Source organism: Helicobacter sp. 13S00401-1 (genome assembly GCF_002272925.1).
Classification (GTDB): domain Bacteria; phylum Campylobacterota; class Campylobacteria; order Campylobacterales; family Helicobacteraceae; genus Helicobacter_I.
The window spans coordinates 1-19,763 of record NZ_MLAR01000020.1 but is presented as its reverse complement, the minus strand read 5'-3'; the positions used below and the strand labels follow the sequence as shown (position 1 = coordinate 19,763).

Below are 19,763 nucleotides of genomic sequence, written 5' to 3'. Positions count from 1 at the left end.
ATACTTCTATTACTAACTTATCTCAAAGTTCTAATGCACAAGCTAGCTCTTTAGAACAATCTGCTACTGCTATAGAAGAAATAACTCAGTCTATGCAAAATGTATCTAATAAGACTAATGAAGTAATCTCTCAATCTGAAGATATTAAAAGTGTTACTGTTATTATTAAAGACATAGCAGATCAAATAAATCTCTTAGCTCTTAATGCAGCTATAGAAGCTGCACGTGCAGGAGAACATGGAAGAGGCTTTGCAGTAGTAGCAGATGAAGTAAGAAAACTAGCAGAAAGAACTCAAAAGTCTTTAGGAGAAATAGAATCTAATACTAATATCTTAGTTCAATCAATTAATGATATGGCTGAATCTATAAAAGAACAAGCTAATGGTATAACTCAAATAAATGATGCTATATCTTTATTAGAACAATCTACTCAAGGTAATGTAAATATAGCTGATGATGCTACTAAGATATCTAGTAATGTAACTCATATAGCAGATGAGATAATGAGTGATGCTAATAGGAAGAAGGTGTGAGGAGACTTGTTAAGTAGGCTTATAGGGGGAAGGTAGGTTGATAGATAGGTGGGGTTGTTAGATAGATAGATGGGTTAGTAGATAGGTAAGGCTTATTAGACTAATTGATGGGTGGACTTATTGGGCTAGTTTATTAGATTGGTAGAACTAATTAGACTAATAGGTTTTTGTTAGATAGATAATTGATAAGGTTTATTAGATAGACTGTTGGAATAAAGAGCCAGTAAACCTTATAAAAAAACTAGATAAGCACTTTTTTAAGTTGTGTGTTGTTTGGCGAAGCACTACTCGAGCCCGTTTCGTGGTGTAAAAATGGTGTTAAAAGGATGCTAGACAGTGCAGACTTAGCCATTTTTACTAGAAACGGAAACAGCGAGGCTCTCCCCTTGATTGCCGAAAAAGTACCTTTTTCGGGGCTAAGGGGAGCGGGGAGGGGTTAAACCCCTTTTTGGTTAGAAAAAAACATGCAAATAATAAATAATGCTACAAAGAAAGTGTTGGAATAAAGACTTAGTTAATAGCGTAAAGAGAATGGAGCTACCTATATAAAATGATAAATTTTATTAGGATTGTTAGATAAGTAGATAGACTTTGTTAGTAAAGACTAGCACTAAGTCAAAGTAGGTATGTTGCGCTTAATGTTTTATGGTCAGTATGAAAGAAAGTCTTTAAATATGCATTAGCATCTTAGGGTTTAGAAAGTATCACTTCTTATCTAGATTCTATAAGTTAATAAGTTTTTTATGACCATGGTAATGGCATAATAAAGCTAAGCTTTCTTTGAGACAAAGAAAATGCAAAATTTGGAAACTGCGTGCGAAAAAATCAAAAAAAAGTAAAGCAAAAACATAATAAACCTGCTAGCACTCACGAAAGTATTTACTAGCTGTTAATAACCTTTAAGCCTTGCTTTTAGCTTTGCTATAATCTAATTTTTAATTCATAAAAGGTTGTTGTTTTGAGTCTTGTTAGCATGGTGTTTCACCGATTATTTCCCAATATATACTCAACTGTATATATATGTGTAAACTTTAGTGCAAGCTCATGTAATGTCAATGTTACCATCAAGAAGTCTGGTGTAGTCTTGAGCGAGGAGACAAAGACCTTTAAGATAGTTAACTATCAGATATCTATGGATGTTGTTAAGTATATAAGAAAGCTTCAAAACAAGTATCTTTTTAGCTATCTATGCATTATAAGTAAAACTGGCGATGATATTTTATTACCAACTAATGATAAAACTAAGTTTGAAAACTATGGCATCTCTGCTAAAGACTATAAAATGCTAAGAGTGTTAAATGGCAACATCTGTCTTTCTAAAGTAGAGATAGCAAAGTTTGAAAGCACATTTAGCAAGTCTTTGGGTATAGATTATATATTTTCTGCTTATTTTGTGCTTTATATTAGGGCAAAAGAGCTTTTTGATACTAGCTTAAGATTTTTTGTACTACTAGAAAAAGAGAGCATGTGCGTGATGGCTGCTAACTCTAAAGGTATAAGATATGGGGCTATATTTGACATGCATGAAGAAGAAGTGCCCTTGCCAGTTGCACCACCAGTAATAGTAGATCCTAGTGCTAATAAGGGTTTAGATAAAGAGTTAAGCACTAGTAGCTTAGACTTAGAAGATTTAGGTGAGTTAGAAGACTTAGATACTGATTTGGACGATTTAGATTCTATAGACTTTGATTTTAAAGATGATGGAAAAGTTGATGAAGCAAGTAATGCTATCTCTTTAGATATCATCCAAGATCTAGGTCATATAAGTAGTGTTACTTTAAAGTTACAAGAGGCTATAGAAGACTTTTATCATAATAAGCTTTATGATGGTGAGTTTTTATCTGAGGTAGTGGTGTTTGCATCTTATAATATGCCTGTGCAGTCTCTTATGCATATTAAGCAAGGCTTGCTTTTAGATATTAGAAGTGAGCTTATAGATATTAATAAAGAGATGATTAAGCTAGCTGAGCTAGAGCTAGGAGAAAAGTGATATGACTTATAGTTTTACTAAAGCTAAAAGCAAAAGCGTCTTAAAGATAGCAACAAAGATATGGATCCCTTATATCATAGTTTCTGTGATAATCTTACTTGCTTTTAAGTTTATACTAGACTTACAGATTCTTAATTTGCAAAAAAATTACGAGCATATAAGACAGGCAGAGACTAAAACTTTGGCAAATATCTCAAAGCTTCAAAGTGCTGAAGAGAGGTTAGAGTATGAAGGAGGGTTTATAAAAAATATAGATCTAAAAGATGCAAAGCTAACAAAAGCCTTTCTTGGAATCTTAAATCTAATCCCTAGTCAGATAAGAATCTCAGAGATAAAAGTTTCAGGTGGAGAAGTCTTCATAAAAGGCATAACACCTAGTAAGGAGCTTTTCTTAAACTCACTTCAAACCCAGTTAAAAAGTATCTTTGATGATAGTAAGTCAAGTTTTGTAGAACTAGGTAGTGGTTGGTATAACTTTGAGTCAGTGAGCACTTTGAAAAACAATATAAGCCTGCAAGAGCGTATAGAAAACAAATAAGGTAGCGCAATGAAGTCTTTTTTTAGCAACCTAGATCCTGAATCAATCTTTCGTCACATTTTATGGAGTGCTGTTTTTATAATAGTATGTGCTTATATAAGTATAGATGTTATAGTCCCAGCTATAACTAAGTATAAGGGGCAAGCTTTTATGAACGATTCTGCAAAAGCAAGCCTTGCGCAAGTAAGTCAGACTGAAAAAGAGCTTCGCGCAAAGATAGATTCTATAAAAAAAGAAAACAAGCAGTCTTTAGTTGACTTTCATAGAGATGTTCAAGCAAGTGATATATCAAGGGCTTTAAGTCCTTTTTTTGTTAATCTAAATGTCACTCAAGTAGGATTTAAGATAGATAAGAAAAACAATATAAAAGAAACTACCTATGAGCTAAAAGGTCTTAGTCCAAACATATCTTACATCACTGATGTGGCTATCAACCTTAGAAAGTCTCATATCTTTGCTAATATCTCTTTCCCTGTGTCTATAAAAAGTAGAGGTAAGATGCTAGCTTTTACTTATACTATAGTTGTATTTCAAGGTGTTTTTGACTTTAAGAGCTTAAAGACAGAGCCTGTGATACTAAAACTAGGTAAGCTTTAAAAGCTTATAAAAGATTAAAGGATATAAATTGCACATAGACTGGAAGAAGCATCCTTTACTGCCTTGCATAGTACAAGACTATGAAAGTAGTGAAGTTTTAATGCTAGCTTATATGAACGAAGAAGCCCTAGCTTTAACCAAAAACACTAAGCTTGCCCACTACTTTTCAAGATCAAAAGAGCGCATATGGAAAAAAGGCGAAAGTAGTGGCAATGTGCAGCATATAAAAGAGATGTGGTTAGATTGTGATAGTGATACTATCTTGATAAAAGTGCTTCAAGTTGGAAGTGCTTGCCATACTGGTGCAAGAAGCTGCTTTTTTACCTCTATAGATTCTAATGTGGAATCTAAAAGCGACTTTAGCGAGACTAAGTATCCAGTGCTTTTAAAGCTTTATTATGAGCTAGTTTCTAAAAAGAGTGCAGATCCTAAGCTTTCTTATACTGCAAGTCTTTATGAAAAAGCACCTAATGCCATAGCCAAAAAAGTTATAGAAGAAGCAGGAGAGTTTGCCCTGGCTTTAAAAGATAGTGATGAAAAAGAAGTGGTATATGAGTGTGCTGACTTGTTTTATCATATCTTAGTAGGTCTTGCTTATAAAAATATACATCTAGATAAGATAGATCAAGAGTTAAGCCGTAGGATGGGTGTTAGTGGGCTAGAAGAAAAGAGACTACGTAGTAAGTAAAATGCAACTTCTTCACAGTATAGTAACTTTCATTACAACACTTAGTCTGCTAGAGATAGTAGTATATATCATCATCTTTACTGTAGGGGCTTGTTTTGTTCTACTTGCATTTTTAGTTTTTAGATACAAAACACTAGCCATACTTTCTTTTATAGTAGGTTTAGCTATCATCATACTCCTTCCTTTTGGTATGCGCTACTTTATGCAAGAAAGGCTTTATAAAGTAGAAACAACTATTTCAAAAGATAGCGTTTTGCAGTATGTAAATACCTACTTTTTAGACGCTAAAGTTAGTAATGTTGGTATAGAAAATATTAACTATTGTGATGTTGGTATACATATCTTAAGGCCAAGTTCTACACAGTTTGGATTCTATAAAGGAAAGGTTTTAGACTTTCTTAGACCACTTGCTATCTTTAATGAACGTTTTAATATGGACTTAAAAGTAGGTGAAAGTGAGAATATAACCCTGCAGTTAAATAATTTTAGATACAGAGACTTTCCAAGAAAAGTTTACGTGCAGTGTCATGGGGTTAATATACAAGGTCAACTAAAAGAAGTTAAGCAGAAGGTGAAAGGTTTATAAAAATTACTAGGATTTTGTACACTTAATCATAATTTTTCATTATTATGTTCCTTGTTATTTTGATAAACATAGTTTTATTTAAAGTGTATTACGTTTAACTTTGCAGCTTGTGTTATAAAGGACGTTAATGAAATATATATCTATCGGATTAATAAGCCTTATGAGCATGGTAGCTAGTGAGGCCCTTGCTCAGACTAAGCCGCACATTCACGAGCAAGGAAGCATAGTACAAGAAGTGCAACTTCCTAATAGTAACTTTGAGCACTGGTATGCAGTTAAAAATGATGATAACTACTATGATGATATAGGAGAGAGTGCTAACTCCAAAAACACCTGGTCAACGGGAAATGCTGGCTATGTAAAAGGTGTAGGAAGGCATGCAGTAAGGGGATCTATGCCAACTGATAAGGTTCAAGGCGCAGATGGAGGTTTTGCAGCAAGGCTTACTACTCATGAAGTAGGACTTGGCATCTTTGCGAAAAAGGGCATAGCAGCTGGGAGCTTGTTTACTGGAGTGTTTTATATAGATCCAAATTCTAGGTTTCTTTTGCATGATAACCAGATCCGCCCTATATTTGGCGTGCCTTTTACTGGTAAGCCAAAGTCTTTTTCTTTTAAGTATAAATACATCCCAGCTAAAGTTGTAGAAAATGGAAGAGATAGCAAGATAGATGGCATGAGTGATGCTATGGATGCTTATGTTATCTTGGAAAATAGAAGTGGGGGTAGTGTAAAAAGACTAGCTATAGGTTGGTTTAGAAGTGGTGCAACACAAAGCACATGGAAGGAACAAACAGTCCCTTTAGTCTATGCACATGGGAGTGCACCAGCAGGCTTGCAAGACTATGAAAAACGTATCTTAAAGTATGGTCCAGAAACTGTTAATGAAAGAAGCCTAGATTCCTCAGATAAGCAGCCTCTTGCTAGTTGGGGAGATATAGCAACTATGAATCCAACACATATCATAGTTGTATTTTCTTCTTCTTATGAAGGTGATGACTTTATAGGAGCTCCTGGTAGCACACTTACAGTTGATGATTTTAAGCTTAACTACTAAGCTTTTTAAGCCTCTTTTGTAAGTGCGCTATTAGCTTAGCCTCTTTTAAAACCTAAATCCATATCTTGCACTTAAAGCACTAGCTACTAAGCTAGCCTTAAAAGAGCCTAGATAAGTAAGACTTAAAGCATGCCTTTCATTTAACTCATAAGATAAAGAAGTATTGATACTTCCTCCAAAGCTTTCATTACCAAGGCTTGCTACAAGAAAACTTATCTCTCCATCTAAAAAGGATGCATTAACTAAAGGAGTCTTAGATAAGACATCATAAAATACAAAAGCACCTGCGCTTAACTTAAGACCATCAGTTAGCGTATAAGAGTAGTTAAGTCCTACACTAGGTAGTAAGGCTTGCTGTGTCTTAGAATCTACTTTTAGTCCAAAACTACCTTTTTCTTCATAAGGGTTTTGAGAAAGTAAAAGATAGGTTAGTTTAAAAGCTGGAGTTAGTAAGTGCTTATCAAAGTTCATTTTATAGCCTAGGAGAAAAGAAGCATTAAACTCATTAGCAAGATAGCTTGCACTTGCCTTACTTCCTAAAAAGCTTTGCACTCTTTCACTTCCTATAATATGCATAGCATAGCCGATACTAGCTTGATAGCTAAAGCCTTCATCAAGAGAGTAAAGATAGAATCTAGGCGCTAGCGTATTAAAGTTAGTTCCTTTACTTACTATAGAGCTAGCATAGCCTAGATTAACTCCTAGTATAAGATCTAAGACCCTATGGTTATAGCCTGCTACTAGGCCAAATGAGTTAGAACTATAGCCTTTTATATTAGATATATCTTTTTGATAGATGTTTTGATAAAAGACTTGAGCGTAAGCCTCACTTACGCTTTCTTCTATGTATTCTATTATCTGTGGGGTACCATCTCTTGGATTAATATCTATATCACTTTTTATATCGCTTGCAAGATTACTACCATTACTCATAAAACTACTAGCATCATTACTAGCAAATCTTAGCTTACTTAGACTTTTAAGTGAGTTAGCTAGGCTACTATCTTGTACTATAGAATCTACTGTGCTAGCAGTTGTGTTATAAGTTTCTAGGGCGAAGTTTTGTAAAGAGTTATCTAAGTCGCTAGGGAGTAAGTCGCCAAGTTGATTAAGTGCGTTTTCTTTTCGTGTTGCTTTATCACCATCTAGCATAAAAAAATGACTAAAAACTTTAGCGCTTTCAGAGTTGCTATCAAGACTAGATTTAAATCTACTTCCAAAGTCTCCTATACTTAAAGCAAGTCTTTGTGCATTACCACTTACACCACTAGGAGGAGTAGGGGAGGGTTTATGAGTAAGGGTAGGATCTATAGATCCACTACCTTCACTGCTTCCACTACTTGAGCTACCTGCTTCTGCCGTGCTTGGGTCATCACCTTGAGTGTCAGTTATTAAGTCATGCAAACCATTTTTATTATATCTAGCAAGTAAGTCTAAAACTTTAGTTGCACTGTCTTCAGTCTTATCTGCTTTTTTACCAAAGTAGAAGTCAACAAAGGTAAAGTTAGAATCTAGTTTGTTTTTTCCTAATTTATATTTACCCTTACTTGTATTATCTATAGTTTTAGCATCATACTTTTTAGTATCAAAATAACTTCCATCAACAGTACTTGAGTTTAAGCGTATCCTAGCACTAGTATTTAGCATCTTTTCTTTTAGCAAAAGAGCACTAGTGCTTTCACTGCCTTCTATTATCTTGACAAACTTTTCAAAGTGAGTTTTAGAGCTATCAGTATCCATCGCATTTATGTTAACTCTAAGTAGTGATAAGTCTCCTTCATTTGCTAGTTCAGGTTGTAATGATGTAGCTGGAGCTTTTCCAGTAGTGGTTATGCTTCCTATATTAAAACTAGAATCTGTAGTGCTAAAGTTAAAAGTAGTATTAACATCGCTAGTTAGATTATTAGCTGCTTCTATGCTTGAGTGAGGATCTAAAGTTATAGTAGATATAGAAAGTCTTTCACTAGAGTTAGTTACCTTAAGGCTATTAGGCTTTTGTGTGCTTCCTCCCGTTGTTGTTAGCTCTCTTATATTTTTAAGCGTACCTGTTTCTAGCTTGGAACCTTTTTTTAACTCTATGCTTATATCAGCACCATCTATGCTAGTTGTTTTAAAAAGGCTAACTTCATTTAGATCTATCTTACCGCTTATTCTTGATGTTCCACTTCTAGCAGCTTGTCCTATATTAAGAGTGTTAGCTGTAAAATTTCCCTTATTCATAGTTATGCTTGTGGTTACGCTAATATCAGTTTTTTCTCTAGCACCTTTATCACTTGTTTTAAATATAGTGTCTTGTAAATTTATGATATTAAGTCTCACTCCATTATGGGCTTGCAAAGTTAGAGAACCTCCCTTGAAGTTAAGTTCTTCTCCTATTATCTCCTTGCCTTTTATCTCGTTTGTACCACTAGTTTGGCTACCTGTTATTTTTTTAGCATGCACTACGTCATTAAGACTACTAGCCCTACCTATAAGTTTAGTACCACTTGTACTATCAAAGCTTAGCTCCTTTATACTTCCTGCACTTAGCCCTATATCATCAAACTTAACCTCTGCAGCTTCTAAAGAAAGTAGACCATGATCTCTTGTGCTATTTTTTATATTGATATATCCACTTATGGTTTTAGTTTCTGTTGTTTCTCCATCTTTTGTTTCTATGGTCAACTTGTTGGCTTCTGTACTATTTTTAACCGTGATCTTTCCATCTTCAGTTTTAAAAGTATGCTCATAGTTTTCATCTCCTATTAAAAAACCTGAAAAAAGCACAGCAGTTAGCGTTAAGGACTTAGAAAAGTTAGCAGACATTTATATCCTTTCAAGTAAGAGAATTTATGTGGCAAGACTCTAGCTTAATTAATATTAAAAACAAGAATTAATCTTAATAATTATATAAAATAATGAGTTTTTCTTGATATTTACTCTAAAATATGTAACTTTATGGAATCTTTTTAAGTTTAAGCCACTTTACATGGGCAATATATAAAAGTTTTTTATAAGTCTTGTTAGGGGAAGAGTTCTGCTAGGAGATTAAAAAAAAAGATATGGCAGCCTTTATAAAGACTGCCAGTTTCTAAAACATTAAAGCTTAAAAAAAGTAAGGTGCCCTTATATTTTTATTAAATTTTAGGCATCTTAAGTTTGGCTTTGAAGCCAGCTATTATGATAATAATTAGCAGTATGACACTTATCACATAAGAGATAGGTGGTATAGGCGCGCTTTCTCCACTTGCATAAGAGTGCATACCAGCTAGGTAGTAGTTAACCCCAAAGTAAGTCATGATAACGCTATAAAAGCCTATGACTGCTAGGACGTTAAGCACGTAAGGGAAGTACTTAATTTTCAAGAATCTAACGTGTAAGATAACTGCATAAACTCCTATAGACACTAAAGCCCAAGTCTCTTTGCTATCCCAGCCCCAGTAGCGCCCCCAGGACTCATTAGCCCAAACACCACCTAAGAAGTTACCTGCTACTAGTAGGAATAAACCTAGTATTAAACTCATCTCATTAACAGCAGTTAGAGAGTTTATAGCTCTATCTATATGCTCTCTAGTTTTACCTCTTGCGATGAAAAGTAATAAGACTATGATTCCTAAAACTGCGCTTAGCCCAAAGAAGCCATAGCTTGCAACTATGATAGATACGTGGATGTTTAGCCAGTAAGATTTAAGCACTGGCACTAGGTTGCCAATCTGTGGGTCCATAAAGCCCCAGTGTGCTACAAGTAGGGCAATGCCCGCTAGGAAAGTAGCACTACATAGAGCAAGGTGGGATTTACGCAAGATGATGATACCTGCTACTCCTGCCGCCCAGGCTATATAAAGCATGGATTCATAGCCATTAGTCCATGGAGCGTGCCCTGATATATACCATCTTAGGCCTAGTGCTATGGTATGGACTATTAGAGTTATAAGCATTAGTGTATAGATAGTTCCACCTACATACTTATTAACCCTTTTATCCCTTATGATAGCAACTATAGCAAAGATGAAAAGTATGATGCCTAGGATTAAGTAAGCATACTCTATGGTTGGGAAGACATCTATCTTGTTTAGGGCAAGTTCTGCATTCACATGGCCTTTATCTAAGAATAGCGGTCCGCCATTTTGATGTTGGTAGTTACTTAGTATCTCAAAAAGCTTATCCATGTTAGTGTAGTCGTGTTCAAGCATGGCCATTTGAATCTCTGCTCTAAAGAAGATTCCTATAGCATTTATGATGATGGCAGTTTGAGGGCTTATCTCTTTTAACTTAGCTTCATCTTCTATACTTAGTTTAAAAGCACCAGGATTAAGTTTTTTAACTATCAAGTCATCTAAGGCTAGCCAGTTGTCGTTTTTGTTAGGGAAGATTTTTAGATAACTCCAGATGTTGCCAGGATAGACATAGCCTAGCTGTTCATTAAGCTTGATAACTGCTTTATCAAACTCATTTTGCTTACCTTGAGGCTTTCTCATAGCATCTTGGAAGAGGTTATAAAGCTTATAAGAATCTGTAGAGCTATCACCTTGTTCTATCTTTTGCATATCAAAAGCATCACTTAAAGCGACATATTTACCTTTTTTAACTCCTAAAAACTCTCTTAAGTGCTTATCGTTAACTTTTATAAATCTAACCTTAGCCATATCGCTTGAAAGCGTCATAAGTCCTATTAAAAACTCAGTTGAATTTATACCTTTATAAGAGTCACTACCTACTATCTTTCTCATCAAGTCTGTTGCGAAGGTATCAACTAGCTTTACCCTTCCATCAGTATCTTGCATCTGTAAACGTTTAAACTCATCAAGATATTTTGGTTTAATAGTTTTTAGTGCATCAACTCTAGCTTTTATGCTTGCTGGATCATCTTTAGCAAAGGCTTTAGCTAAGACAGCATATCTGTCATTTAGTATACCTTGAGATTCTTCTATGCTTTTATGAGCTTCTTGCATAGTAGCATTTGGCTTAGAATCTGTCTTAGTTTCTTTAGTTTCCTTGCTTGTTTTAACGTCTTTTTCATCTGTCTTACTAGCTATAGGAGTAGAGCTTACACCAAGAGAACCAAGGGCACTATCTTTTCCGTGCATATCTATCTTGTTAACCGTGCTTTGAGCACCACTCATATCTTCAGCTTTTAGTAGATGAGGCATACCAAGTGTAGCACCTACTACAAAAAGGAGGGCTAAAGTTTTTTGAGACTTGATAAAACGAGAGAGTTTTCTAAAGCGTCCATCTTTAACAAAAAGTAGCATTATCGCGCCTATTATCATTAGGGCATATGAGATATAAGTTGGAATCTTGCCTGGGTCTTTGTTAACTGAAAGGACTGTTCCAGTGTTTTCTGTAGTGAAGCTTCCATCACTTCTTTGTACCTCCTTGCTTGTATAAGAGCTTTGGAAGAATCTATATCCTCTGTAGTCAAGGACGTGGTTCATGTAGATTCTAAATTTCATAGGTTGCTTTAACTCCTTATCGAGTACTAAAACATCAGAGGCATAGGCACTGTGCATAGTAGAGCCAGGATACATATCTAGGTGGAATTGTTCTAGTTTTATAGCAAAAGGAAGTGCTACTTTTTTAGGCCCCCAAGTAAGGATTAATATTCTATCACCTAGCATAGCAAAAGATTTATGGTCGTTATTTAGCACATTTACATTTTGAGTTACACCATCATAAGTGATCTTAAGTCTTGCAAGATAGAGGTTTTCTTTCTTCTCTTTAGAGATGTTAAGTACATCATCAGACTTGATGGTAAGTTTTTTGCCATAGACTTCTAGGGATTTATTAATAGAGCTTCTAGTATATGGGCTAAGGTTAAAACCTAGTGAATCGCTAAAAGAGTCCTTAGAAACTATAGAATCTGCATTAATATCATGCACATTGAAGTTTTTAGCATCTACTTCATTACTCATAGTGATGTTTAAGTAGTGATCAGCTGAAGTTGCATAGTGGCTAGTTTGTCCATTTTCTATACTCATAGTTCCTTCAAAGCCCCAAAAGCGAGTTATCCCAGCACCTATTATGGCTAGCACGAAGCCAAAGTGAAGTACTTGTATGCTCCACTTAAACTTCTTTCTATAAACTATGCTTAAAATCATACATCCTATGATGTTTAATCCAAGCCATGCATTAAGCACATCAAACCACCATGCTCTATATATGACGTCATTTGCCACTACAGTTCCATAGTATTTTTCTATAAATGTTGCTATACCGATAGCTGCTGCATAGATTATCATCAGGGCTATGCTTAGGCCTATTGATGCAAATAGGTTTTTGATGATTAGTTTTATTATCTTCATTGTATGGCGACCTTAGGGTTAGGATGTTGGGAGTTGTAAGTTGCAAAGAGTTTCATTCTATCTCCTGGAGTGCTTGCTTTTTCCCAGAGACTTTCATCTTTTGTGAAATTTAGTGCATTTATAAAAACTTCTTGTGATACATAGCCAGGAACTCTAAGTACAGTAGCCCCAGTTTTTGAAGCAAAGATTAAAGATGGAGTGCCAGCTACGTTATACATCCTTGCAAGATTTAATGTATCTATCTTTTTGTTATTTAAAAACTCCACATCATGGGTTTTAGTGTAGCTTATATTAATATAGTAAGCACTAAAGTCTTTTGCCATGTAGTCTTGTATAGGCTTATCTTCTTTTATATCTTTTTTAAGCTTATCGCAGTAGTAGCAGTTGTTTTGCCCAAAGATTAAAACAGTAGGTTTATCATCAGTCTTTATATCTGAAGTAGGTTTAAAAACATGGGTTAGTCCAGCATAGCTTTTCTCATCTATATTTTGAAGTTGGGCTACTTGAGAAGAGCTTAAACTAGAGCCAGTAGATACAGAGACATCATCATCCCCACCACAAGCTATTAAGACTCCGGCTATGAGTATACTAGAACCATAAAGAATATATTTTTTCATAACACTTCCTTTCTTTCTTTGGGGTTTGTAAGCGTTAGTTTAAGACTTAAGTCTAGAGTTTTGGCTAATTTTTCTCTAATACTATTTTTTTTCTTTTAGAGCTTTTTCAAAATCTTGATAAAGCACTATCCTTTCTTGCTCATTACTTGCTGCCTTCCATTTATCACTCTTTATAAATTTAAGCATAGTAACTAGCCTATCATGTCCTGGATAGCCTGAAACTCTAAATATAGTCTTACCATCTTCGCTTATGAAAACTATCATAGGTGTTCCAGTTAGGTTATAAAGTCTTGCGTAGTCTCTTGAGCTAATATTATTTAGTTTTAAGTAGCCTACATTATGCTTTTTGTCATGTCTTATATTTATATAGTAGGGTGAGAAGTTTGCTTTAAGGTAGTTTTTTAAGAAGTCATCTTTGTTGATATCAGATCTTAGCATAGCACAGTAGTAGCAGCCTGTTTGACCAAAGACCAAAAAGATAGGCTTGTTATCTAGCTTTATATCAGCGTTTGGATTAAAGATGCCTTTTAAGTCTGCCTCGCCATAAGTGTAGCTATCATCTGTGCTTGCTAGGGCTATACCAAAACAAAGCAAGAGTAAAAAAGTAAGTCGTTTAAACATAAGCATAGTGCAGTTAGTCCTTTTTGATTAGATGTGAGATTAGCAAGACAAAATCATCACTATCATTTAAGCATGAACAAACCCTGTAACTTGGCACTTTTAACTGTGAAGCTAAGTCTTGATACTGCATGGAGAGTTCGTATTTTGTTTCCGAATTATCTATAGTAAAACTTAACGGATAGATTATAAGTTTTGATTTTGCATATTTTTTTATTGTAGCATCAGTATTTGGCCCTAGCCATTTTATAGGCCCAAGTTTTGATTGATAAGAAAGTATGCAGTCTTTAAAGTGTATCCCTTTAGATTCTAAGTTTTTAACTATAGCGTCTTTACTGGCTATACACTCTTTTTCGTAATTGTCACCTTTTTTTACAACGCTTACTGGTATGGAGTGTGCACTTAAGATTAAGACAAACTCTTTTGGGTCATCACTTCCTAAGTTTCTTAGCACCTCTTTTACTATAGCTTCTATGTATAAAGGATCATCAAAGTATCTATCTACAACTTTAATGCTAGGTTTATAATCTAGCCTTTTAAGGTTATCTAAAACATCTTGAAAAGAAGAAAGTGAAGTTGTAAAACTATACTGTGGATACATACTAAAAAGTATTAATTCAGTTATGCCCATGTCTTTAACTTCTTTTAAAACCATATCAGCATAAGGAGGTGTGTATCTCATAGCATAGGTATAAAAACTAGTATCATCGCTTGCTTGTAGCTTTTTTACTAGGCTAAAAGTTATAGGTGTTATGGGCGAGCTTCCACCTAAGGCTTCATAGATTTTACTTGATTTATCACTTCTTTTTTTAACTATAAAGTTTCCTACAAAGCCTCTTACTCTTTCGCTTTTTATAGACAATATGTTTGGGTCATTAAACATATTTTTTAGAAAAAGAGGCACCTCAGTCGGACTGTTTGGACCACCCATATTCAATAAGATGATGGCTTTTTTATATTTTTCGTGGAGCATTACGGTAAGTCATGTCCTTTGTTCTCGGTTAATCCAAAATCTTAATAAAAAAAAGTTAACATTAGCTTGTGAGAAAATCAGCCATCTCAAATAAAAATATTATTTTACAAAATAAGGAAGGCTTTTAGTAATCATGATGGATCATTCTATTATAAACCCTTACATGGATGGAAGGACCTTGCACCAGATATTTGCAAGCCTTTTGTTCATACCCTATGTGTGGTATATCTACGCACTTTTTACTTTTAAAACTTATAAGGCTTTAAACTCAAAACTTTTTTTCATCATGCCCATAGCTTTCTTTTTGATAGCAGTTAGTCTTTTTTCTGGAGTCTTTTTACTTGCTATGAGACACTTTGTGATGGACTTTAAGATAAGTGCTATGATATTTGTCTTTTTATGTTTTGCCATAGGGGAAGGCGTAAGACTTAAAAAGATAAAGTTTGCTAGGACTAGTGAAGAGCGCTTTGCAAGGTATGTAAAGGGTTGTAGGATCATGTATATATGCTTTTTACTACTCTATATAATAATGATGGGTATAGCTGAGGGGATGAGTTAAAAAAGCACTTACATTTAAGGAGGCTTTTGTTATGGAGATTAAGAAAAAGTTTTTAGAGCATATATTTGTAAGTGCGTCTATAAGACGGTGGAATGATCAAGCCTGCCCGGTTGAGTTTATAGAGCTTGATAAACAAGCCCATAAGATGCTAATAGCTTTTTTACTAGCTAATCTTGAAGAAGAAAATGGTAACTATGTAGATAAAGAAAGGCTTATTAAGTACTTTCTTTTTAACTTCTTTGAGCGTATAGCCTTAACTGATATAAAGCCTCCTATATTTTATGAGCTTCAAAAAGAGTGCAAAAAAGAGCTTGCAAACTTTGCTTGTGAAAGCTTTGCAGATGAGCTTTCAAGCGAGTTTTTAGGTGAGATGAGAGAGTATTTAAGCACTGATGCAAGTGATATAGAATCTAAGATCTTACTAGCAGCTCACTTTCATGCTTCAAAGTGGGAGTTTGATATCATTTATAACTTTAACCCTAGACTTTATGGTGTGCAAAATATTAAAGATGCCATCACTGCATCTATTAGGGCTAATGAAGGATCTTTAAAGTCTATAAAAGAGCTTTATGCCCTCCACTACAAAGACTTAGTAGATATGTTTGCCCAGTTAAGATTCCAAAAGCGCTGGAGTCAAACACCAAGAGTCCCTGCAACTAGTGTCTTAGGTCACATGCTTATAGTTGCCATTAGTAGCTACTTTTTTAGCACTAAGCTAGGGCTTTGTGAAAAGATGCGGACTAATAACTTTTTTGCTGGCCTTTTTCATGATCTCCCAGAAGTGCTTACAAGAGATATCATCTCTCCAGTTAAAAAAAGTGATGCTAGACTTGGTTTGCACCTAAGAGAGATAGAAGAAAAACTTATGCTAGAAAACGTCTACAGTAAGATTCCAAATCTTGTAGCTAAGAATCTTAAATACTACATAGAAAATGAGTTTGCTAATAAGTACATAGATAAAGATGGAAACATAAAGTGCCTTTTGCCTAAGGAGATAGAATCTTTTATAGCTACTTATAACCAAGATAGTTTTAACCCAGTTTGTGGGAACTTAGTAGACTTTGCTGATAAGATGAGTGCTTGCATGGAAGCTAGCATCTCTATAAAACATGGCATCACAAGCGAGCATCTAAGACAGGGTATATCAAATATAGCTAGGCTTAAGAAAGATTTTGCGTGGATTAATGGACAACTAGGCGACATACTTTCTACCATAGACATCTAAAACTATATTTTATAGAATCTAAAGCATCACTTGTTTTATTTGCCTTACTTGCTTTTATATGCTTAAAAACTTTAAAAAAACGTAGCATAATTTAATACATAGATTATTTGATAACTTAAAAAAGGAAGAAAATGAAAAGCGATATGATAAAAAAAGGTCATCAAAGAGTGCCTCATAGAAGCTTGCTTAGGGCTACAGGTTTAAAAGATGCAGATTTTAATAAGCCTTTTATTGGCATAGCAAACTCTCATATAGATATAATCCCGGGCCATTTTTTCTTACAAGAATACGGCCGCATCATTAAAGAAGAGATCATAAAAGCTGGAGGGGTTCCTTTTGAGTTTAATACTATAGGCGTGGATGATGGCATAGCTATGGGCCATGATGGTATGCTTTACTCTTTGCCAAGCCGAGAGTTAATAGCAGATTCCATAGAAACAGTTATGAATGCCCACTGCCTAGACGCGCTAGTTTGTATCCCAAACTGTGACAAGATAGTTCCGGGTATGCTTATGGGGGCTTTAAGGGTTAATGTACCTACTATCTTTGTAAGTGGAGGCCCTATGAAGGCAGGGACACTTAAAGATGGAAGCCATATAGGCCTCTCAGCAGCCTTTGAAGCAGTAGGAAGCTTTGAGGCTGGCAAGATAGATGAAGCTAGCCTTTATGATATAGAGTGTAATGCATGTCCAGGTGGGGGAAGCTGTAGTGGCATGTTTACAGCCAACTCTATGAATACTTTATGTGAAGCCTTAGGGATAGCTTTAAATGGCAATGGCACAGTACTAGCCCAAAGTAAAGAAAGACTAGAGATGTTGCGCGTTGCTGCAAGACGCATAGTTGAGATAGCCTTAGATTCCCAAAAAAGTGAAAAGTTTAAAATCCAAAATATTATTAATAAAGACGCTATTCATAACGCCTTTGTAGCAGACATGGCCATGGGTGGAAGCACTAATACAGTCTTGCACATGCTTGCAATTGCCAAAGAAGCAAATGTAGACTTTGGTCTAAAAGATATAGATTCTATAAGCAAAAAAGTAGCCCATATCACTAAGATTTCCCCAGCGGTAAATGACGTCTACATGGAAGATATACAAAAAGCTGGTGGAGTAGGGGCTGTTTTAAATGAGATACAAAAATCAAGCGGCATGCTAAAAGATACTCTTACTATAACTGGTGAGAGTATGTGTGAGCGCGTTAAAAACTATGAGATAAAAGATCATGAAGTTATACACTCTAAAGAAAAAGCCTTTTCTCAAGCTGGAGGCTTAAAGGTGCTTTATGGGAATCTTGCTTTGCAAGGCTGCGTAGTTAAAGTTGGCGCCATGAGTGAAAGTATGAAAGAGTTTAAAGGTAAGGCTAGGGTTTATGACAGTCAAGATGAGGCCATAGCAGGTATTAGCAAGGGCGAAGTAAAAGCAGGTGATGTTGTAGTTATAAGATATGAAGGGCCAAAAGGTGGGCCGGGTATGCCTGAGATGTTAAGTCCTACTAGTCTTATCATGGGCTTAGGGCTTGGTGAAAGCGTAGCTTTGATAACAGATGGGCGTTTTAGTGGGGCCACTCGTGGAGCGTGCATAGGACACATAAGTCCAGAGGCAAGTGAAGGCGGCCTTATAGGCGTGGTTCAAAATGGAGACATTATAAAGATAAGCATTAAAGATTCTAGTCTTACTTTAGAAGTGCCAGAAAATGAGCTTGAAAAAAGGCGTTTAAACTTTATCCCAAAAAGAAAGGCTATAAAAAGTAAGTGGCTAAAACGCTACTCTTTACTAGTAAGTAACGCTAGTAATGGAGCTATGCTAAAAACTGAGCTAGATTAAAAAGAGCTAAGTTTTTATCTTCATACTTATTTGCATGCTACTAGCATGCAAGCTTAACACCTACGAATATATAGCTTTATAGAATCTAGATTCTATAAAGCTATATATTTTTTATCTACTTATATTTTTTTTTAAATATCAAAATACCTTGTCACAGTTTATAAATCTTTCTAGAAGAAAAGAGCATTTTAGATTCTATAAGTAGTTAGATTTATTAGCGGGCCTATGTATTAAACATAAAAAAGGCTAGTAGCCTTAAAGTCTTTGTCACTAATAAAGACTTAAAGAGTTACTAGCCAGGCGATCTTAAAAAAGCAAAGAGTTTTAAGAGTTTAAAAGTAAGCCTTAACATACAAATGGCTACTTTTAGTTCTTTTAAAACTTTTATCCCACCCACCCAAACCCAAATATTTTATATCTATCTCTTAGTTACCAAAGTAGTAAGCATAATCAAGTGTGATATCACTACTTGCTATGCCTTGAACTGTATTTCTAAAGTAGTATTGATACTCTAGTGATAGGGCTTGATGTTTTCCAAAAAATGCTATTAAACCAACCTTAGCAGTAGGCAAGATGATAGGAGTGTTTTTAAGCCTTGTTTCTCTGTCTTGTGCTTCCTTAGCAGCTACTATCCTGCGGTTATTGATTAAACCTTGTATGTATGCAACTTTTTTCTTTGCAGCAGCTAAATTGTTATTAGCAAGCGTTGCCCTATTATTTGCATCAGTCTCGTTTTGCTGGGCTACAGCAAGTTCATTAGTAGCTGCAGTTAGTTGGTTTGCAGCATTGGCTTTATTTGTATTTGCTTGTTGTAATGCTTCTTGAGCTTGTTGTAATGCTTGTTGTGCTACTTGTAAGCTTTTTTGATTTTTCTGCAAGTCTGTACTTGTGGAAGTTAAAAGAGCATTTTGTGTAGGAAGGTTAGCTTTAGCAGTAGTTAGTGCACTTTGCGCGCTAACTACTTTTGTTTGAGCCTGATTGTAAGCATCTTCTGCACTAGTAAAAGCAGACTTTGCACTATTTACTGCATTTTGTAGATTTTGATGGATTGCATATTCTTTGTAAAAATCTGATCCTGCACCACTAGCATCATAATTAACTGTAATTCCCATAGCACTATCAGGACCATCTGAAGGGCCATTATTGTAAGTATCAGCAAGTGCTTGTTTTTGTCGTGCAGTTGCTGCCTTGCTATTATAAGTAGGTGTTTCTTCATCTAGTGCACTTTGAGCCTGAGCAAGTGCTGCTTGTTTAGCTTTTGCAGTAGCATGTAAATTATCTAGATTTGTTCCATTAATTATGCTTTGATTGTTGTTGATAGCGGCATTAAGCTTACTTATCGTATCTGTAGCATTTGCTATTGCAGCTTTATCTACTGTGATAGTAGAGTTACTTTTTGAGATATCTAGATTTGTATTTGATATTTGAGTAGTTGAAGTGGATATATCTTGAATAGCTTTAGTTTGAGCCTGCTGTGCATTAGTTATTGCAGAATTTGCCTCCCTGAATTCATTAGCCGCATTAGTTATGTCATTTTGTGCAGACTTTAAGTCTTCATTATATTTATCTGCTAAAGCCTGTGCTTTCACAAGGGCGGCATTTAACTCTTCTAAACTGCTATTAGAATCTAAAGTAGTATTAGTACTAGTTGTACTTCCTACTGTAGTAGCACTTATAG

The 19,763-nt window shown here is 35.1% G+C and carries 16 protein-coding genes; 10 read left to right on the top strand and 6 right to left on the bottom strand.

Features of this window, described 5'->3' with window-relative positions:
• The 7 genes from BKH43_RS07800 to BKH43_RS07770 form a co-directional block, all read left to right on the top strand.
• On the top strand, positions 1-533 hold a 533-nt coding region (locus BKH43_RS07800), incomplete at its 5' end, for a methyl-accepting chemotaxis protein (RefSeq protein WP_253248038.1).
• Between the two features lie 1,084 nt (positions 534-1,617).
• Positions 1,618-2,523 (top strand): hypothetical protein, encoded by a 906-nt coding sequence (locus tag BKH43_RS07795; RefSeq protein ID WP_095230309.1) that lies wholly within the window; start codon positions 1,618-1,620, stop codon positions 2,521-2,523.
• A 1-nt stretch (position 2,524) separates the two neighbouring features.
• Positions 2,525-3,061, top strand: a complete 537-nt coding sequence (locus BKH43_RS07790; RefSeq protein WP_095230307.1) for a hypothetical protein — start codon at positions 2,525-2,527, stop codon at positions 3,059-3,061.
• A 9-nt stretch (positions 3,062-3,070) separates the two neighbouring features.
• Positions 3,071-3,658: a hypothetical protein gene (locus BKH43_RS07785; protein ID WP_095230305.1), complete on the top strand. Its 588-nt coding sequence runs from the start codon at positions 3,071-3,073 to the stop codon at positions 3,656-3,658.
• A 28-nt stretch (positions 3,659-3,686) separates the two neighbouring features.
• Complete coding sequence (gene hisIE, locus BKH43_RS07780; protein WP_253248077.1) at positions 3,687-4,346, top strand: bifunctional phosphoribosyl-AMP cyclohydrolase/phosphoribosyl-ATP diphosphatase HisIE; 660 nt, start codon at positions 3,687-3,689, stop codon at positions 4,344-4,346.
• Position 4,347: 1 nt separating this feature from the next.
• Positions 4,348-4,932, top strand: a complete 585-nt coding sequence (locus tag BKH43_RS07775; protein WP_095230301.1) for a DUF2393 family protein — start codon at positions 4,348-4,350, stop codon at positions 4,930-4,932.
• A gap of 127 nt (positions 4,933-5,059) precedes the next feature.
• Positions 5,060-5,989: a PCMD domain-containing protein gene (locus BKH43_RS07770; protein ID WP_095230299.1), complete on the top strand. Its 930-nt coding sequence runs from the start codon at positions 5,060-5,062 to the stop codon at positions 5,987-5,989.
• 45 nt (positions 5,990-6,034) lie between these two features.
• Here the strand turns inward: BKH43_RS07770 and BKH43_RS07765 are convergent, their stop codons facing one another.
• The 5 genes from BKH43_RS07765 to hemH form a co-directional block, all read right to left on the bottom strand.
• Positions 6,035-8,794, bottom strand: coding sequence for an autotransporter outer membrane beta-barrel domain-containing protein (locus BKH43_RS07765; protein ID WP_095230297.1), 2,760 nt, complete (start codon positions 8,792-8,794; stop codon positions 6,035-6,037).
• Between the two features lie 311 nt (positions 8,795-9,105).
• Positions 9,106-12,270, bottom strand: coding sequence for a cytochrome c biogenesis protein CcsA (gene ccsA, locus BKH43_RS07760; protein ID WP_095230295.1), 3,165 nt, complete (start codon positions 12,268-12,270; stop codon positions 9,106-9,108).
• A complete protein-coding gene (locus BKH43_RS07755; RefSeq protein ID WP_095230292.1) occupies positions 12,267-12,887 on the bottom strand; it encodes a thioredoxin fold domain-containing protein in 621 nt (206 codons plus the stop codon). The genes ccsA and BKH43_RS07755 overlap by 4 nt, the downstream gene beginning before the upstream one ends.
• 81 nt (positions 12,888-12,968) lie before the next feature.
• A complete protein-coding gene (locus tag BKH43_RS07750; RefSeq protein WP_095230290.1) occupies positions 12,969-13,514 on the bottom strand; it encodes a thioredoxin fold domain-containing protein in 546 nt (181 codons plus the stop codon).
• 7 nt (positions 13,515-13,521) lie between these two features.
• Positions 13,522-14,478, bottom strand: a complete 957-nt coding sequence (gene hemH / locus BKH43_RS07745) for a ferrochelatase (RefSeq protein WP_095230286.1) — start codon at positions 14,476-14,478, stop codon at positions 13,522-13,524.
• Between the two features lie 133 nt (positions 14,479-14,611).
• On the opposite strand from hemH, the gene BKH43_RS07740 reads away from it, so the two are divergent.
• The 3 genes from BKH43_RS07740 (at position 14,612) to ilvD (ending at position 18,085) form a co-directional block, all read left to right on the top strand.
• On the top strand, positions 14,612-15,037 hold the full coding sequence (locus BKH43_RS07740; protein ID WP_143429060.1) for a hypothetical protein: 426 nt from the start codon (positions 14,612-14,614) through the stop codon (positions 15,035-15,037).
• A gap of 31 nt (positions 15,038-15,068) precedes the next feature.
• On the top strand, positions 15,069-16,262 hold the full coding sequence (locus BKH43_RS07735) for an HD domain-containing protein (RefSeq protein ID WP_095230279.1): 1,194 nt from the start codon (positions 15,069-15,071) through the stop codon (positions 16,260-16,262).
• 131 nt (positions 16,263-16,393) lie between these two features.
• Positions 16,394-18,085: a dihydroxy-acid dehydratase gene (gene ilvD / locus BKH43_RS07730; RefSeq protein ID WP_095230277.1), complete on the top strand. Its 1,692-nt coding sequence runs from the start codon at positions 16,394-16,396 to the stop codon at positions 18,083-18,085.
• Positions 18,086-18,510: 425 nt separating this feature from the next.
• On the opposite strand, the gene BKH43_RS08540 is transcribed toward ilvD, so the two are convergent.
• On the bottom strand, positions 18,511-19,763 hold a 1,253-nt coding region (locus tag BKH43_RS08540), incomplete at its 5' end, for a hypothetical protein (protein WP_172402351.1).

What these genes read in the sequence shown, in the direction of transcription:
- BKH43_RS07790 (WP_095230307.1), top strand. Translation starts at nt 2,525, where the DNA reads ATGACTTATAGTTTTACTAAAGCTAAAAGCAAAAGCGTCTTAAAGATA.
- BKH43_RS07735 (WP_095230279.1), top strand. Translation starts at nt 15,069, where the DNA reads ATGGAGATTAAGAAAAAGTTTTTAGAGCATATATTTGTAAGTGCGTCT.
- BKH43_RS07740 (WP_143429060.1), top strand. Translation starts at nt 14,612, where the DNA reads ATGATGGATCATTCTATTATAAACCCTTACATGGATGGAAGGACCTTG.
- hemH (WP_095230286.1), bottom strand. Translation starts at nt 14,478, where the DNA reads ATGCTCCACGAAAAATATAAAAAAGCCATCATCTTATTGAATATGGGT.
- BKH43_RS07770 (WP_095230299.1), top strand. Translation starts at nt 5,060, where the DNA reads ATGAAATATATATCTATCGGATTAATAAGCCTTATGAGCATGGTAGCT.
- BKH43_RS07775 (WP_095230301.1), top strand. Translation starts at nt 4,348, where the DNA reads ATGCAACTTCTTCACAGTATAGTAACTTTCATTACAACACTTAGTCTG.
- BKH43_RS07785 (WP_095230305.1), top strand. Translation starts at nt 3,071, where the DNA reads ATGAAGTCTTTTTTTAGCAACCTAGATCCTGAATCAATCTTTCGTCAC.
- ilvD (WP_095230277.1), top strand. Translation starts at nt 16,394, where the DNA reads ATGAAAAGCGATATGATAAAAAAAGGTCATCAAAGAGTGCCTCATAGA.
- BKH43_RS07765 (WP_095230297.1), bottom strand. Translation starts at nt 8,794, where the DNA reads ATGTCTGCTAACTTTTCTAAGTCCTTAACGCTAACTGCTGTGCTTTTT.
- BKH43_RS07750 (WP_095230290.1), bottom strand. Translation starts at nt 13,514, where the DNA reads ATGCTTATGTTTAAACGACTTACTTTTTTACTCTTGCTTTGTTTTGGT.
- ccsA (WP_095230295.1), bottom strand. Translation starts at nt 12,270, where the DNA reads ATGAAGATAATAAAACTAATCATCAAAAACCTATTTGCATCAATAGGC.
- BKH43_RS07755 (WP_095230292.1), bottom strand. Translation starts at nt 12,887, where the DNA reads ATGAAAAAATATATTCTTTATGGTTCTAGTATACTCATAGCCGGAGTC.